At 71.9% G+C, this 16,060-nt stretch carries 12 protein-coding genes and 2 pseudogenes; 5 read left to right on the top strand and 9 right to left on the bottom strand.

What is annotated here, in order from left to right; all coding sequences use genetic code 11:
- Positions 1 to 220 precede the first annotated feature (220 nt).
- The 3 genes from IEZ20_RS24460 (at position 221) to IEZ20_RS24450 (ending at position 2,787) form a co-directional block, all read left to right on the top strand.
- Positions 221 to 754: a P-loop NTPase family protein gene (locus IEZ20_RS24460; RefSeq protein ID WP_189302340.1), complete on the top strand. Its 534-nt coding sequence runs from the start codon at positions 221 to 223 to the stop codon at positions 752 to 754.
- A 462-nt stretch (positions 755 to 1,216) separates the two neighbouring features.
- Positions 1,217 to 2,308 carry a hypothetical protein gene (locus IEZ20_RS24455; protein ID WP_189302338.1) on the top strand — a complete coding sequence of 364 codons (1,092 nt, stop codon included), beginning with the start codon at positions 1,217 to 1,219 and terminating at the stop codon, positions 2,306 to 2,308.
- Entirely contained in the window at positions 2,305 to 2,787 is a 483-nt protein-coding gene (locus tag IEZ20_RS24450) for an HNH endonuclease (RefSeq protein WP_189302336.1), read from the top strand. Before IEZ20_RS24455 ends, IEZ20_RS24450 begins: the two co-directional genes overlap by 4 nt.
- A gap of 151 nt (positions 2,788 to 2,938) precedes the next feature.
- Here IEZ20_RS24450 and IEZ20_RS24445 read toward each other — a convergent pair.
- Both IEZ20_RS24445 and IEZ20_RS24440 read right to left on the bottom strand, forming a co-directional pair.
- Positions 2,939 to 3,870: pseudogene (locus IEZ20_RS24445) on the bottom strand (ADP-ribosylglycohydrolase family protein).
- A gap of 97 nt (positions 3,871 to 3,967) precedes the next feature.
- Positions 3,968 to 6,271, bottom strand: a complete 2,304-nt coding sequence (locus IEZ20_RS24440) for a polyprenyl synthetase family protein (RefSeq protein WP_229896245.1) — start codon at positions 6,269 to 6,271, stop codon at positions 3,968 to 3,970.
- Positions 6,272 to 6,440: 169 nt separating this feature from the next.
- On the opposite strand from IEZ20_RS24440, the pseudogene IEZ20_RS24435 reads away from it, so the two are divergent.
- Positions 6,441 to 6,778 (top strand): annotated as a pseudogene (locus IEZ20_RS24435) (ATP-binding cassette domain-containing protein); the annotation flags it as partial.
- A gap of 72 nt (positions 6,779 to 6,850) precedes the next feature.
- Here the strand turns inward: IEZ20_RS24435 and IEZ20_RS24430 are convergent.
- From IEZ20_RS24430 to IEZ20_RS24405, 6 genes are all read right to left on the bottom strand, one after another.
- Positions 6,851 to 9,097 carry a pentapeptide repeat-containing protein gene (locus tag IEZ20_RS24430; protein WP_189302332.1) on the bottom strand — a complete coding sequence of 749 codons (2,247 nt, stop codon included), beginning with the start codon at positions 9,095 to 9,097 and terminating at the stop codon, positions 6,851 to 6,853.
- Between the two features lie 425 nt (positions 9,098 to 9,522).
- Entirely contained in the window at positions 9,523 to 10,497 is a 975-nt protein-coding gene (locus tag IEZ20_RS24425) for an L-threonylcarbamoyladenylate synthase (protein WP_189302330.1), read from the bottom strand.
- A 655-nt stretch (positions 10,498 to 11,152) separates the two neighbouring features.
- Positions 11,153 to 11,635, bottom strand: coding sequence for a DUF3618 domain-containing protein (locus IEZ20_RS24420; RefSeq protein ID WP_189302328.1), 483 nt, complete (start codon positions 11,633 to 11,635; stop codon positions 11,153 to 11,155).
- The gene (locus IEZ20_RS24415) at positions 11,632 to 12,003 is read right to left on the bottom strand and encodes a phage holin family protein (protein WP_189302326.1); all 372 of its coding nucleotides are present in this window, start codon (positions 12,001 to 12,003) and stop codon (positions 11,632 to 11,634) included. The genes IEZ20_RS24420 and IEZ20_RS24415 overlap by 4 nt, the downstream gene beginning before the upstream one ends.
- Before the next feature lie 282 nt (positions 12,004 to 12,285).
- Positions 12,286 to 12,834 carry a phosphatase PAP2 family protein gene (locus IEZ20_RS24410; RefSeq protein WP_189302324.1) on the bottom strand — a complete coding sequence of 183 codons (549 nt, stop codon included), beginning with the start codon at positions 12,832 to 12,834 and terminating at the stop codon, positions 12,286 to 12,288.
- A 207-nt stretch (positions 12,835 to 13,041) separates the two neighbouring features.
- The gene (locus tag IEZ20_RS24405; protein WP_189302322.1) at positions 13,042 to 14,526 is read right to left on the bottom strand and encodes an alpha/beta hydrolase; all 1,485 of its coding nucleotides are present in this window, start codon (positions 14,524 to 14,526) and stop codon (positions 13,042 to 13,044) included.
- 388 nt (positions 14,527 to 14,914) lie between these two features.
- Between IEZ20_RS24405 and IEZ20_RS24400 the strand changes: the two genes are divergently transcribed.
- On the top strand, positions 14,915 to 15,511 hold the full coding sequence (locus tag IEZ20_RS24400; RefSeq protein WP_189302319.1) for a hypothetical protein: 597 nt from the start codon (positions 14,915 to 14,917) through the stop codon (positions 15,509 to 15,511).
- A gap of 124 nt (positions 15,512 to 15,635) precedes the next feature.
- Here the strand turns inward: IEZ20_RS24400 and IEZ20_RS24395 are convergent, their stop codons facing one another.
- The gene (locus IEZ20_RS24395) at positions 15,636 to 16,031 is read right to left on the bottom strand and encodes an NUDIX domain-containing protein (RefSeq protein ID WP_229896244.1); all 396 of its coding nucleotides are present in this window, start codon (positions 16,029 to 16,031) and stop codon (positions 15,636 to 15,638) included.
- Between the last annotated feature and the right edge of the window lie 29 nt (positions 16,032 to 16,060).

The raw sequence follows: 16,060 nt of genomic DNA, 5'->3' as shown, positions 1-16,060 counted from the left end.
TCGACGCCGCCGTCACCCCGGCACCGCCGTCACCCCGGCCGACACCAGCTACATCAACCCCTCGCTCCCGCCTGCCGTCGCGGAGCAGCGCGGTGGTCACGGGTGGTGGCCGGGGCCAGGGGAGACCGGCGGGGGTGTCGAGGGCGTCGGCGGCCAGGACCCACAGGTGTCCCCTGCCGCAGGTTCCTGGTCACCGGTGGTCGCTAGGGTGACCGCTGTGATGGTGGGCACTGAAGAGACCCGGCTGGTCATCCTGCGCGGCAACAGCGCCTCGGGGAAGTCGTCCGTCGCGGCCGGCCTCCGCGCGAGGTTCGGCCGCGGTCTGGCCCTGGTCGGCCAGGACAACCTCCGCCGCATCGTGCTGCGCGAGCGCGACCGCCCCGGAGCGGCGAACATCGGCCTGATCGACCTGACGGCCCGCTACGCCCTGGACGCCGGCTATCACGTCGTGGTCGAAGGCATCCTCTACGCCGACCGCTACGGCGACATGCTCGCCCGACTGCGCGCCGACCACCGCGGCCCGACCCACGGCTACTACCTGGACGTACCGTTCGGTGAGACCCTCGCCCGGCACGCCACCAAGCCGATCGCGGACGACGTGGACGAGACGCAACTGCGCGACTGGTACCGACCGCGCGATCTGCTCCCCGGCGGCGGCGAGACCGTCATCGGTGCCGACAGCGCCCTGCACGAGACGGTCGACCGCATCATGCTCGACACCGGCCTGGCCCACCTGCCCGCACTCGACCGCTGACCAGGCACCGTCGCCACGGATGCCTCCGTGACAGCTCCCCGGCGAGCAGGCCGGTGGCCGCGGTGCCTGCCGCACGGACGGCGGTCGCCCCCGCACGCCGGAGCGGTCACCGGATGGGAGCAGGCGTCGTGGACCTGCCATGATCTGTCTGCCATGTTGAACGTACCCGTTGTGGGAGGCGCGTCGCCTCTCTATGCCGCTCTCACCGATGCCGTACGCCTGTTGACCGGGGTCCGGGAGGTGTCCCGTGCCGACGCGCCGGCGGCGCACAGCGAACTCCGTGAGGCGCTGGCCGGTTCCCTCAGGCGCATCGACCCGGATTTCCGCCTGAAGCCACGCATCGCCCCCGTACGGCAGGGTCCTGCCGGAGTGCTCGCCTATCTGCTGTACGAGTCGGACCGGCTGTCCCGACTGGTCAGGGTGACGTCCGAGGGGCAAGAGGCGGGAGCCGGGGAAGAGGCCGTGTGGACCTCGCTGGTGTTCATGCGCCACTCGGCCCCGGAGCTTTCCCGGGTCAGCCGCCGCTCCCTGCCCGAGCCCCATCAGGGCGCCAGAACGACCCTCTTCGACCAGTTGCCGGGTGTGTCGCTGCGTGGGCTCGTGCCTGTCGCACTGTCGATGTCCCGTGCGACGACCGTTAAGGCGCAAGGAGAAGTGCTGCGCAAGGCCCGGGAGTCCGGGCTGCTGACGGCCGCCGAGGAGGACCTGGCAGGGTCGGCCGACGACGGGGAAACGATCGACTACTTCATCCATCGCACCCGGAACAAGCAGCGGTGGGCGGCGCCCCTGTGGGGCGACACGGCGCGGGAACAGGACGCGTCGGCACGACCGTATGTGCTCTCCCCGGCCGCTGAGCGGGACCTCATCGCCGAACTGGAGAAGGACGCCGCCCGGGCGGCCGGTCTGGACGTCGCGCGGCTGGCCCTCCTCCGTTCGCGGTTCGAGGCCGGGGATGCCGCGCTGACCTCCGAGGACCTCCGGAACCTGTCACACGCCGCCGCCAGGTTGGAGCAGCACGCCGCCGACACCGAGCGCGAGACCCCGAAGAGCCGTGCCGCCCATCTGGTCAACGTGCACGTGTCGATCGCCCGTGAGAACGCGGACCGCCCTGCCGCCGAGGTGGCGGTCGAGGTCCTCGGGGCCTGCGACAGGGCGCGTCAGGCGGTCGATCTGCGAGAGGCCTCCGAAGCGGCGGCGAGGGAAGTCCGGGAGGCGTTGCCCCGCCGCACGTTCCAGATGATGTGCGAGGTCGACTATCTGGAGCACGTGAAGGATCAGGTCCGCCAAGCTCTGGACGGCATTCCGCACAGCATCCGGAGCAAGCGGAACGTGCTCCTCGACCCCTCCGTCTCCGATGCCACGGCTGAGACGGCGTTGCGGCGGCTCGACGGAGTGTTCGGCGGGACCTGCGTGTTGCAGCAGTTCGGCTCCGGCGGCGCCACCATCCGGATCCCCCGTCCGAGCCAGTTCGGGATCCGGTTGCGGCGGGCCCGCACCTGCGACTGCGGCCGGCACGCGGCGCTGCGCATGCGCGAGAACGAAGGAGAAGAATGACCGTTCCCTTCCTCCAGCGGCTGAACAGACACCTGGCCGACACGGCACAGACCGCCTGGTGCGAACGCCGCTGCCCCGGCTGCGGCTCCACGCTGGATCCGTCGTGCCTCGACGACTACTGCCAGGCGTCCTGCCGCCCCGCCGAGAAACCCGTGGTCCCCGCGTACCTGACCCGGACACCGGCCGCCAGGATCCACGGGTTCCGGCTGACCTCGGCCGCTCGCGCCCTGCCGGGAACCTACTTCGAGGACGTCGACCCCCTCTCCGTCATCGAAGCGGCCGACTGGCGCTGTGAGCTGTGCGGCGGCGGGATACCGAAGCATGTCGACCGCTACGACCCGCAGGCGGCGAGCGTGGACCACCACCTGCCGTTGGCGCTCGGCGGCCACCACGTACGCGGCAACATGCGCGCCGCCCACCGACGCTGCAACATCAGCAAGAACGCCACACATCCCGACGATCTCACCTGCGGCGATTAGCTGGCTTCTCCCGCCGGGGCCGGCGGATGCCGCTCGCCTGCTGGGGCGGAGGGAACGCGGTCGGGGTCGGCTCCGGCCGCGGTCCCGCCAACCGGAGCCAGGGACAGTGCGGTCTGCGTCTTCGTCCTCGGGACGCACCCCACGCACCCCCTCAGCAGCCCGCGAGACGGTGTGCGAGGTGGACCAGATCCGCCAGGCGCAACACCCGTCCGTCGCATCCGGGGAGGGGGACGTGGAGCGGCTGGGTCCAGCGGGCGGGGATCGCGTCCAGCCCGTAGGACGCGCCGGCGAGGCCTCCGGTCACCGCGGCGACGGTGTCCGTGTCACCGCCGAGGTCGATCGCCGCGCGTATCGCGTCCTCGAAGCTGGTGGTGGTGCGCAGGGCCCAGACGGCGGAGCCCAGGCAGGGCCAGACGGCACCGTTGAACTCGGTCGCCCGATCCGGGTGCCACTCGGGTGCGAGGACCGTGGCGTAGCGGTCGCGGTGTTCGGGGTGGACGAGAGCCAGGACGTCCGGGAGCGCGGCGAGGGGGTCGGCGTCCTCGAACGCGAGGCGGACGAGTTCGTGGAAGACCGCGGTGCCTTCCCAGGCCGCGCGGTCACCGTGGGTGAGAGCGGCGATGCGGCGGGCCGCGTCCATGGTGGCTTCTCGGCCGGCGGCCGCGAAGTGCACCGCGGAGGTCGATGCCCGCATCAGGGAGCCGTTGCCCGCGGCTCGCTGGTTGACCTGGAAGTGGGTGGTGGCGGCGAGGTCCCAGGGCATGCCGTTGGTCAGGACGTCCTCGGTCTGCAAGCCGATGTCCTTCGGCTCTGCCGCGGCCCACCGCTGGAAGCGGGCGAAGATGTCCGCCAGATCCAGTCCGCCCCGCTCAGCAGGGACTCCGCGACCAGAACGGCCATCTGTGTGTCGTCGGTGGCCTCACCGGGGTCCCAGCCACCGCCGCCGCTCATCTCGCCACCGGCACCAGGCACGGGAAACCGCGCGGAGAACGCTCCCCGGGGACCGAACTCGAAGGGGCCGCCCAGGGCGTCCCCCACCGCTGAGCCGACGACGACACCGGCGGCCCGCTGCATCCGCTGCACCCGCTTCATGCGCGCAGGCTATCCGGGCCGCGGTGACCACGCCGGGCACGCAGGTGCGCGGAGCGGCCGGTCGAGGCGCTCGGATTCAGCAGGCTGTTCACGAGGGGGGTGCTGTCGGGGAGACGTGGTCTGTCTCGCGTTGTGCGGCGTACCAGCCCAGTGCGCGCACCATGGCCTTGTGGAGGGTCGGCGGGAGCAAGGGGGAGAGAGCGCTCCACGCGTCGTCGACGAGGGCGCGGGCCTCGGCCCTGCACGCGTCCAGGGCTCCGCTGCGCAGCAGCAGGTCCGATGCTGCGAGCGCCCCGGTACCGGACCGCTGACGGAGGGCGTCGCGCAGGCGTCGGCGGTCGGCTGCGTCCAGGCGGCCGACGGCGTGGGCCACGGGGTAGGTGACCTCGCCGTTGCGGAGGTCCTCGGCGGGCTGGCGGGTGACGATGCCCCGCTCGTGCTCTTCCGGGGTGCACAGCCCGTACAGGTCGGCGATGTCGTCGGTGATCTGGTAGGCGATGCCCAGCGCCTCGAAGTAACGGCACACCGCCCCGAGTTCCTCCTCGTCGGCGCCCGCGAGGATCGCGGCGATCTCGGCGGTGCTGCGGACGAGCATGCCGGTCTTGAGGCGGTGGGCGGCACGGACCTGACGCAGGAGGGGGCCGGCGTCGCCGGTGGTGACGGCCTCGTCGAAGGCGGCGTGGTGTCCGGCGATGTCCAGGGCCTGCCCGGCGTGGGCGGCGCGCAGGTCCCGCAGGTAGAGCCGGTGGATGCGCAGCATGGTGGCGGCGTCCGCTTGCGGGACGCGTTGCATGAGGGCGTCGAAGGTGTAGTACCCGAGGGTCCCTGCGGTGATGGCAGGGGCTGTGCCGAACACTTCGTGGACACTCGGCCGTCCGCGCCGGGTGGAGGAGTCGTCCTGGATGTCGTCGATGATCAGCGCCGAGACGTGGAGCAGTTCGGTGATCGCCGTCAGCGGCCGGTAGGGCTCGGGGTCGACGCCGAACAGGCAGAGGACCGTGGCGGCGATGTAGGGCCGCCAGGATCGGCCGGGGTTGTCCAGCAGGTGCAGGACGGGGGCGGAGACCGCCCGGTGCAGGCGGGCAAGGGTGGCCGCGTCCAGGTCCGTTGCACCGCCGGTGCCGGTGAGGAGGCTGAGCGCGGCGTGGTCGTCGGGATCGGCGGAGTACAGCGCGGCGGCTTCCGCACGGGCGATGTCGTGGGCGCGGCGCATGTAGTGCTCGATGTCGCCGACCGTGTTGGACGGAAGCGTCTCCAGGTAGGCCACCCCGGAGAGCGCGGTGCCGTTCATCGTGCCGGTGACGGTGGCCGGACTCTCCCACAGGGCGCGCCCGGCCGTGAAGGTGCGTACCTCGTGCGGGGTGTCCGGGCCGGTGACGTCCACGTGCAGGCCGAGGTCGGGGATCGCGAGGCGGACCTGCGTGGGATAGGTGTTGAGGGTGGCGGCCGAGGTCCACCGTCGGGTCGCCTGCCACGACAGTGCCGGGTAGGTGACCGTGCCGTCGGGTGCGACGGCGGTCGCCCGGTCATGCACGATCGTGCGGTGCCCGGAAGCGGGGGCAGCGTGATACGTGAGCGGTGCGCTGATCTCCCAGCCGTTGTCCAGTTGCAGGCCGGCCCATTCCCAGGCCCGGTCGGCCGTCGCGGCCGAGCGCCGCGCCCGGTACCAGGAAGCGCCCCAGGTGTGTTCGAACCACGCCTGCCCCACGCAGTCCACCCCCACGCCTTCGGCAGTCGTCAGGGTGCCGCTGATCCGCAACCGCGGAGAGACATGGGTGGTCAGCTCGTCCTGGCCGTCCCCGGCCCGGCCCGGCAGCCGGCCTTGTTCGTTGAGCTGCGGCACGCCCGGTTTCTCCGCGGTGAGGGTGAGATCGAGTTCCGGCTGCCCGTCGGCGTGGAAGCGGAGACGGTACGTGCCGTTGCCTTCCTCCCGGAGCGACGCGAGCGTGCCCAGGGCGATGTCCAGGCGAGTGGGGCAGTCGGTGACCGTACCCTCAAGCAGCCGGTCGGGCAGCAGGGGCCCCTCGCTCAGCGCATCGGCCAGCGCCTCCCGGATCCGCGGGTCCGTGGCCTCGTCGCGGCGGAGCGCCTCGCGGAGGCCCTTGAGGCCCCGGGGGGTGATCCAGGTGCCGGACGCCATGCGCTGGTGGTGCGAGTGCACGAAGTAGCAGCAGTACCCCGGTTCGTCCGCGCGGCCGTGGGGGTCCGCGTGCCGGAAGATCGCCACCGCCCAGTGGTGCCGCTCCCCGTCCGGGGCGGCCAGATGTCCCGTCAGGTACCACCACTCCAGACCGGCCGACGGATGCGGTCTGCCGAACGGTACGGCGTCGAAGCGGTGCTGCACGGGCACGGTGGTACGAGGCGGGTGCGCGGTACCCGGGGGGTTGGTCACCAGCCCGACCCTAGAAGGCGTACGTCGGCACCCGGCCCCCCTCACCTGCCTGGTCAGCACAACGGATGACATTTCACGGAGCACGTTGACGGCGGGTGACCAAGGGCCGCCCGCGGCGGTTGGGCCCAGGGCATCGCGGTAAGGACCGGCCGGGGACGAGGAGGGCGCTGTGGAAGTCAGGAACGTGCACCACGCCTACGGGCGTCGTCCCGTACTGCGCGGCATCAGCCTGGATCTGGGCCCCGGCGTCGTGGCCGGCATCGTCGGGGAGAACGGAGCCGGCAAGACCACGCTGCTGAGGATCCTGTCCGGCGAACTGCGACCGGACGGGGCACGGTCCGACACCGGGGAAGGTTCGGTTACTGCCCCCAGGTGGCCGTCGTCAACGACGCCCTCACCGTCCGCCAGCACCTGGAGTACTTCAAGGTCGCCTACGGCCTACCGCACCTGCGGCGAGCCGAAGAGGTCATGGAGGAACTCCACTTCAGCGAGTACGCCGATGAGCGGGGGTGCCGGTTCGTCCGAGGCGCGGTCGCCTGCCTCCCGCCGGCATCGGCCTGAGCTTCCCCCGGCTCTGGGCTACCGCTTGACCCGTCCGCGAAGGGCAAGCACCGCAAGGCCCAGCAGCGCGGGCTCGGTCAGGCGGGAGGCCATCTCGGTGTACGTGCCGGTGGTGGTGAGGTTCTGGTCGGAGGAGCGGAAGACCACCGAGTTCACGACGATGTGCAGGGACTTCTCCCAGCGCTGGGAGGCGAGGCGGGAGCGCAGCGGACCGGAAGGGTTCACGGGGGTGGGGTCGTCCGTGGTCAGCGAGATGTCCTGCCCGGTCAGGTGCCCGGTTGTCACGGCCTGCAGGTCGTTCCCGGGGATGCCCCACAGAACCATGACCAGGACGGTGGCGGCCATGGCTCCCAGCAGCCAGGCGAGGGCCCTGGAAGCGCGTAGGCCGTAGCCGGAGACGGCCCAGTACAGGGTGAGCAGCGCGCGCTCGGAGCGGGGCCGGTCGCCGTCGTGGCGGCGCATCTCCATCTCGCCGTAGTAGAAGTCCGCTGCGTCCGGTTCGTTCTTGGCGTCCTCGAAGGACTTCCGCAGCTGGCGGTAGACGGGGGCGAGGGCGGCGGGTTGCTGGGGGGTCGTTCCGGAAGGCGCCGGTGTCCAGCCGGTCGAGCCGTTGGCGGCGCGCCAGTGGTGTTCTTCGGCGAGGGTGCGACGCTGTGTCCAGCGGGCCGGAAGCGCGCCGTGCCGGTGCAGGCCGGCGGGGGCGTCCGCGAAGACGCAGCGGCCCTCCAGGCGGAGCTGGTCGAGGTGGAAGGTCCCGGTGAGACGGCAGCCGGACAAGTCGACGTCGGTCAACGCCAAGTGGGCGGCGTCCACGCCGCTCAGCGAGGTGATGCGGGCACTCGGGTCCCGGTCGGCCAGAGCGGACTCGTCGACCGGCCTCCGGTCGTGGGTGAAGGCGGACGGACGGGTGGCCACGCTCAGCGGGTACTCGATGACAGCGTCCGTGAGGTCCACCGTCGCGTAGCGCAGGCGCAGCGTGGCCGTGGACTCCCAGCGAGTCCTCACGCAGGTGAAAAGGGCCGATGCCGCTTCGATGGTCACCGGACCACCGAAGCGCGCACCGGAGAGATCGAGTTCTCCCCGGCACACCAGGGGGCCCAGACGGGACAGCGTCTCGAAGGTCGCACCGCTGAAGAAGGCGCCGGCGGAGAACGCCGCCGCGCCGAAGCGGGCGTCGCCGGAGAAGGACGCCCCGCGGAAGGCCGCCTCCCCGGAGAACACCGCACCGCCGAAGTCGGCGCCGCCCGAGAACACCGCCCCGGCGAAGTGGGCGTCGCCGGAGAACGCCGTCCTGCGGAAGACGGCCTCGGCGGAGAACTCCGCGGCGTCGAAGCGGGCGCTTCCGGCGAGTGTCGCCGAGCTGAACCGGGCGCTGCCGGAGAAGGCGACCCCGACGAACCAGGCGTCGCGGGAGAACGTCACGTCATGGAAGTCGGCGCCGTGGGAGAAGGTCGCCCCGCCGAATCGGGCGTCTCCGTCGAACCGGACTCCGAGGAACCCGGCATCACCGGAGAACACCGCCTCTCGCAGGCCGGCCGCGCCGGAGAACACCGCACGGTCGAAGAGAGCGCTGCCGGAGAAGGAGGCCCTGGTGAACCCCGCGTTCGCGGAAAACACCGCCCCGCGGAAGTTGGCTTCCGTGAACGTCGCACGGTCGAAACGGACGTCTTCGGAGAACGTCGCCGCACCGAACCAGGCGTCACCGGAGAAGGCCGTACCGACGAACGTGGCGCCGGCGAACGTCGCGTTGTCGAAGCGGGCGTCCAGGGCGAACACCGCCCCGCCGAAGTCCGCGGCACGGGAGAACACGGCCCTGCTGAACCCGGCGCTCCCGGCGAACACCGTCCGGCTGAACCCGGCGTTCCCGTCGAACGACGCCCCGCGGAAGACGGCGTCGCCGGAGAAGACCGCCCCGTCGAACCAGACGTCTTCGAAGGCCACTCCGCCGAAGTCGGCTGTGCCGGAGAACGTGGCGGCTTCGAAGCGGGCGTGGCGGACCAGCGGCCGCCCGCTGTCCGGGGCCCGGAGTGCGTGGAGCAGCCGGTGCAGCAGATCACCGGTGAACGGGGTGCCGGAGTGATGGACCTCGGTGCCGGGGGCCAGGCCGGCCAGGTACGTCGTGCGGAAGGCTTCCGGCAGGTGGGCCAGGCAGGCGTCGTACGGGTCGACGATGACGCCACGGCAGCCCACGGGATCGTCCGGGCTCGCCCCGGCAGCGCAGTGCGGCCAGGGCGGCGGATCCAGGTGCGGCGAGGTGGTGGTCACCAGGAGAAGAGATCAAGCGGCAGTGGGTGAAGGCAAGGACCGTGGCTGGATACCTGCCACCGTCGTGGCGGCTCCCCACCGGGGCAAGAGGCCAGGACGGTGAGCGAGTCCCGGACAGCCACGGGGCTGCCGACCCGCCTCCGTGCCGGAACTCCGGGCGAGGAGCACGTCGTCGTACGACGCAGTCGGCCAGGACGGACAGGACGCCCCAGGGCTCGCGCACATGGCTTCCGCCGGGACCAGCCCGCAGTGGGCACAGACGGTCCACGGGATCGTGAGCAGGTCGACCTCCGGCCTGGGGGAACGGCGCCTGCCGGGGCGCGCACCCACAGGTTCGAGTCGTCGTCACCGCGGGGACGGGACCGGCCGATCCGCTCTGCGAGCGCTACGCGTCGGCCCCGCACGACCCCCCGGGGCGTCGCCGCTCACTGGGACGACCGGGGTCCCGCGGCGCGCCGGAGCCGATTGGCGATCGCGAGACCCAGCCCCTGCTCCGCCGGAAGGGAGGCGACGATGAGGTCGCACCCCTGCTGGTCGAGCTCGCGCAGGAACCCGTACAGCCCGCGCGCGTAGGCGTCCATGGAATCGGGGAGGGCCACCACCGCGTGCGCCTTCACCGGAGCGTCGGCGGAGGCGGCGGGAAGAAAGACACCCACCTGGTGCCCCTCCTCCTGCGCGCGCCCGGCTTCGGCGACGACCTCCTCCGGCTCGACGAGGACGACCCGAGCCCGTGGCGCGTAGTGCGACGGGTGCTGACCCGGCACCCGGACATGGCTGGTGGAGGGCACCTCGATCGGGCACCCCAGCACCGCTTCGAGGTCCTCGCGGGTCACCCCGCCGGGCCGGAGGATGCTCGGGGTCTCGCCCGTGACGTCGACGATGGTCGACTCGACACCGACCCCGCAGGACCCGCCGTCCAGGACGAAATCAACGGCATCACCGAGCTCCGCTCGGACGTGGTCCGCCGTGGTGGGGCTGACCGAGCCGAAGCGGTTCGCGGACGGAGCCGTGACCCCGCCGCCGAAGGCCGAGAGCAGCGCGAGGGCGACGGGGTGGTCGGGCACGCGCACGGCCACCGTCTCCAGGCCACCGGTGGCTTCGAGGGGCACCCGTCGGCCGCGCCGCAGGACCAGCGTGAGGGGCCCCGGCCAGAAGTGTTCGGCCAGCAGGCGCGCCGTCGCGGGCACCTCCTCGACCCATTCGTCCAGGTGTTCCGCGCCGCCGATGTGGACGATCAGCGGGTGGGAGGGCGGGCGCCCCTTGACCTGGAAGATACGGGCGACGGCGGCGGGGTCCTCAGCGTTCGCGCCCAGGCCGTAGACGGTTTCCGTCGGGAGGGCCACGAGGCCTCCCGCACGCAGCACCTCGGCAGCCTTCTCGATGTCACTGGCTGTTGCCATCACCCTCGCAACCCTCACTGTTCCGACTCCTCCGCACATGATCCGCCCGGCCGAGGCGACCGCAGGCCGGCGGCTGTGCACACCCTGCTCGGTGACCGACGACGCGCACCGCGGTGCTCGTGCTCCGGCCGACCGGGCGGTCCCGGCCGGCCCGCACGGCGCCGTCCCGGCAGGCTGCCCACACGATAGTGCGGACGGACGGCATCGGACATCTTCGGCCTCGGCGTGAGGCGCTGACCGGCCTCCGCGTGAGGTCCTGGCCGCCGGGGTCCGCCCCCGCGCACAGCTGACCCGCCTGGCCGCGAGCCTGCAGCTGGTGCTGGAGGGCGCGCCCGTCGTGGCCGTGCTGGCCGTGGTGGTCATGGGCACCCGGCTTCCCCCCGGTCTGCACGCTGCTGATGTGTGCAGTGAGCGCTGAACCGGCCGGCCCTGCTGGATGAGGCTGGATGAGGCTGGACGAGGCAACCACCGCGGGCCCCGCCCGCTCGGCGCGGACAGGAGCCCGGCCCGGGGCGGGGCGGTCCGTGAACGGGGCGGTCCGTGAACGGGGTGCCGGTACTCGCGTACCGGCACCCCGCAGTCTGGCTCGTCGCTCGTCAGCCGGGAGCGGCGTGAGCGACCGGCTCGTAGGCGATCGTCAGGGCCTTCACCCCGCTCATCCCTCGCGGCGACGGCAGACGATCCACGCCACGACCGCCACACCGGCGGCGGCCAGGAGCAGGCCGCGCTTGTCGCGGGCCATCTGCGCCCCCTGGGCCGTCTTCTCCCTCAGCGGCTCGGGCGCCTTCTCCTGCCACATATGGCCGGCCTGAGCGGCCTTGGCCCGCGCCTGTCCGGCGGTCTCGACGGCCTTCTCCCTCACCGGATCGGGCAGCTTGTCCTGCAGGTGGCCGGCAGCCTGCGCCGCCTTGTCCTTCAGCTCCCCGGCCTTGAGCGAGGCCTGCTCCTTCAGTTCGCCCGCCCGGGCGGCGACATGTTCCCTGACCTCTGTCGCCTTCTCCTGGGCGCGGGCCTTGACGTCGGTCTTGGCCGCGAGGGCCTCGACGGTCTGGCCGAGTTCCTGGCGGGTCTGTTCGGCCTGCTCGCGCAGTTCCTCGGGGCTGTCGGCGGTGGGCTCGTCGTGGGGCGGCTGGGTCATCGGTGTGCGCTCTCCTTGATCTCGGCCACATCGGCCTTCACGTTCTCTACCGTCTGCTCCGGCGTGGGCGGTGCGGCCTGGGCAATCTGCTTCTTCCCACTCATGGCCATTGCCGCGGCGATCACACCCAGCACTGCGGTGACGATCAGTGCGGCGGCACACACCGGGAGCACGAGTGCCAGTGCGGCGATCACGGTCGCCACCAGAGCCTGCAGCATCAGCAAGCCGACCAACCCGGCTCCGCCGAACAGGCCACCGCCCTTGCCGTACCGTTTGCCCTTCTCCTTCATCTCCGCCTGCGCCAGGCGCATTTCCGTGCGCACCAGCTCCGTCAGCTGCCGCGAGGCACGCTGCACCAGCTCGCTCACCGGCTCCTGGCCGGCAGGGCCGGCGGAAGAGGGCTGGGTACTCGACACGGTGATCACCTCCCGTCGCTCTCTGTACGAACCGGGCTCACGGCGCCCGGCATCGGCTGAGCGCGCGAGTACCCCGGCGCCGTCGGTTCAGCCGGGCCACCGACGCCGGCCGTTGCCGGCACCCGAAGAGGCTCCGGACTCTGCGGACTCTGCCTCGGGCCCCCCGGGCTCACCCGTCCCCGGGACGAAGAGGACGCGGATCGCCAGGACCCCGTCGGCACCCGGCGTCTGCTGCTACACCTTGTGCCGCAGCAGCAGCCGAGGCCCGTGCCGGACGAACAAGGCGCTGATGAGGCCGATGCCCGCTCCAGCCGCGACGTCGCTCGGGTAGTGGGCGCCGGACTGCACACGCTCCACCGTCACCATCGCAGCCGGCACCGCGCACACCATGCCCGCGGTCGGCCAGACGGCTGCGACCGCAGCGGTGAACGCAACCGCGGCGGCGGTGTGGCCGGAAGGAAAGGACGAGGAATCGGGGCGGTCCTCGACCTCGTCGTGGGGGATCCACTCCTTGGGCGGCCGGGGCCGGTCGGCGAGCCGCTTGCACAGACCGTTCGACACGACCTGGGCCACGCCGAGGGCGACCAGCCCCGTGGCCGCGGCCCGCCGGCCCCGCCGGCCGCCACCCGTTGCCATCACCGCCGCGGCGGCACACCACAACTTGGTGTTCTCCGCGGCCTCCTCCACGGCCGAGAGCACCCTGCCGACCCGTTTCGGGACGCGGGCCGCCGCCTGCTGCGTCAGCACCCGGTCCATCTCGTGCAACTCCATCAGCAACTCCATGACCTCCCTGTTTCCGCTCTGCGGGAGGTCACACCGCGGACGGGGACCGCCCCGCGCACCGGACATCCGGTGCCGGGGTACGGGCCGTTCCTGCCTGCCGGCAGGAACGGCCCGATCGAGATCCGCTGTCCCTCGGTGACTCACCTGCGCGTCACGGCCGTTCTCCTACCGGACCCGCCTGCCGGGCGGATGCGGAGCGGCCGGCTGTCAGGAGGGCACGGCCGGGCAGCTGGTGCCCCGGGGCGGGACTGCCAGGTCGGTGAGGTAGCGGTCCACGGTGTCCTCCATGCACGGGCCGCTGGTGACGCTGCCGTGCCCCTGGCCCTCGTAGGTGAGCAGCACGCCGCTGCGACCGAGCTGCCGGGCCACCGAGACCGCCCACGGGTAGCCGGTGGCGGGGTCGTGCAGCGCGTTGGACACCAGGATCGGAGGGACACCGTGTGCGTCCAGGCGGTGTTGCGGGTTGGCGGTCGGCGCGCCCAGACACGCCGCTGTCATGTGGACCGGCAGGAGGTAAGGCAGGTCAGGCGCGGTTCTGTTCATAACGGCGACGAGTGAGGCGTACTCCTCGTAGTCGCGCACGGGCAGGTGCCAGTCCGAGCAGAAGACGGGGGTGGCCGGATGCAGCGGCGCCGTCGAGGTGGGCGACGCGGGCAGCGGCCTGCTCGCGTCCATCCCCGCGATCGCCGTGGCCAGGCCCGCGTAGTCGGCGTCGTAGAACTTCCGGAACGCCGTCTTGTTGACCAGGTCCGAAGTCGACAGCGGGGTGCCCGGCTTCGCCGGGTCCTCCAGCTCGCCGCGGCCGGCCCGGGCCAGCAGGCCCTGCCAGACGGCGCGGACATCGCGGCCGTGCAGCGCGCAGCCCGCGGCACCGTCGCACCACTTCACGAACTCCTGGAACGAATCCTCTGCCGTGGCCGCCTCCGACTGCAGGAAGTCACGGGTGGTCGGGACGCCGTGGTCCATGACGCTCTCCAGCACCATCGCGCGTACGTGGCGCGGGTAGGTCTCGGCGTACTGGGCGCCGAGCAGTGTGCCGTACGAGCTGCCGTGGAAGGTCAATTTCCGTTCACCCAGGGCGACCCGCAGGGCGTCCAGGTCCCGGACCGTCTGGGCGGTGTCGAGATGGTCGAACACCGGGCCGGTACGGGCCCGGCAGTCGGCACGGAGCCGCCTGTTGTACGCCATGGTCGCGTCGAAGTCCGCCTGGCTCTTCAGCTCCGGTGACGGCCGCTCGGCAAGCAGGTCGTCGGAGCAGGTCACCGGGTTGCTGGCGCCCACGCCGCGTGGGTCGAAGCTGACGATGTCGAACCTGCGGCGGACCTCGGGACTGAACCGGCTGATACGGCGCACCACCATGTCCACACCCGAGTCGCCCGGCCCGCCGGGGCCGAACACCATCGAACCGACGCGTGCGCCGGGGTCGGTGGCCTTGCGGCGGGCCACGGCCAGGTCGAGTCTCGGCCCGTCGGGACGGGCCCAGTCGACCGGCACCGAGAGAGTGGCGCATTCGGCTCCCGGCTCCGCCGGGTCGTCACACGGTGCCCACCGCAGGCCCCCGGTGGCGGACGGTGCCGCGTGGACCGACGGAGCGGCGGCGAGGCCGGTGACGACGGCCATGGCGGCCCCCGCGGCCAGGGCCGTGCCCCGCGCGGCGACGCGCCGTAATGCGGATCTGCCCCTGAACGGCATGGATCCTCCTCGTGAAGAGATCGGTTGTGTCAGACGTGCGGACCCGGCCGGGGCACCGTCGTCACGTTAGGTGCACTGGCGCCCCTGTGGTGCGCCTGTCAGGGGCTTTTCCGGGTCGGCTCGGGGACCCCTCAGGGGTGATCGGGTGTGCGGGGCGGACGGAAGTCAGGGCCGGGTCAGGGAGCCGCGGTCGGCCGGGCCGCTCAGGATCTCAGCCTTCCGTGCCCCGGCCCGCGACCCCTGTCGACTCTCCGCCAAGGAAGTGTGGACCGAGTGCTGTCGCCGGCCCCGGACTGACGAACCATCATGGGCGACCCGGGGAGGCGTCGAAGACCGCGCTCTCCGAGGTGGACAACGGACCAGACGGAACAACGGGGAGTGATGAGCAGTGAGGAACAGCCTGGCCGCGGCGACCGCCGCAGTGGGGATGACCGCGGCGTTGCTGGCTTTCGTGCCGGCGACGACGGCGAACGCGGGGCCGATGATCTGTGACCCGGGAAGCCACAGCGTGGATTGGGTCACCACGAGTCGGACCCGGGTGCTCACCCACAAGGTGAAGGGGTACGAGAAGGAGTACACGGGCGGCAGCCGCACGGTCACGAAGACTCTCGAACACTCCAAGACGCTGACTTCCGGGCGGAGCGTGGACTCCGGAGCCTCCGGAGGGTTCGGAGTGAAAGGGATCCTGATCAGCTTGGACGCACACGTCAACGGCAGCTACACGCACGAGAAGGGCCGCACCACGACGCGAAGCGTCAGTGTCTCCGACACGCTGACGAAGAAGGGCCGTTACTTCTTCTACCTCGGCAGGCTCAAGGCCTCGGGGTACTGGGTCGGGTACCGGTGCGACGGCGGTACCAAGTGGATCGAGCAGGCCCACGGCCGGGCGAGAAGCTACAGCGCCGCGGTTGACGGCGCCACGCGCTGTGGCGAGCGGGTGAGCAAGAAGAGCATCGCCGATCTGGTGCAGAAGAAGTACTGCTGACCCAAGTCGCCGGTTCCCACGGCCGCTCGCGCCTCCGGACAGTCACGGAACGCGCGGTGCACCGGGTGGACCCGGCCAGGACAGGGGGGGAGCAGCAGGCCCGGGACCGGGCCTGCTGCTCCCCCTACACCGCGCCCCGTCGGGAAGTGGCGGGCCGAGTGAGGCGGGCCAGATACGCGTCGATGTCGGATACCCGCCCCGGCAGGGGTGCGGTCAGATCCCACCACCGCATCGCCCCGATCTCGTGGTCGGCCTCGAAGTCGCGGCGCCGCAGCGCGTGGCCTGTGAACAGCGCACCGTATTCGGCGCGCTGTTCGGGACCCAGCAGGAATCCGGCGTATCCGACGAATCGCAAGGGATCGCCGGGTACTTGCCCGCTCTCCTCGAAGAGTTCACGGACGGCCGTCCGGCGAGGAGTCTCCCCCGGTTCGCGGAGGCCACCGGGTCGTTCCCAGTGGCCCCGGAACCGGTCGTGGACCATGACGACCTCGCCGCGGTGCCACAAGGCAGTCAGAGCCATGGGCAGGGGAGCCCCGCCAGGGGGTACCT

The organism is Streptomyces cinerochromogenes (genome assembly GCF_014648635.1).
Taxonomy (GTDB): Bacteria; Actinomycetota; Actinomycetes; order Streptomycetales; family Streptomycetaceae; genus Streptomyces; species Streptomyces cinerochromogenes.
Note: the sequence above shows the minus strand (reverse complement) of the source record. Positions and strands in the feature narration are given on the sequence as shown.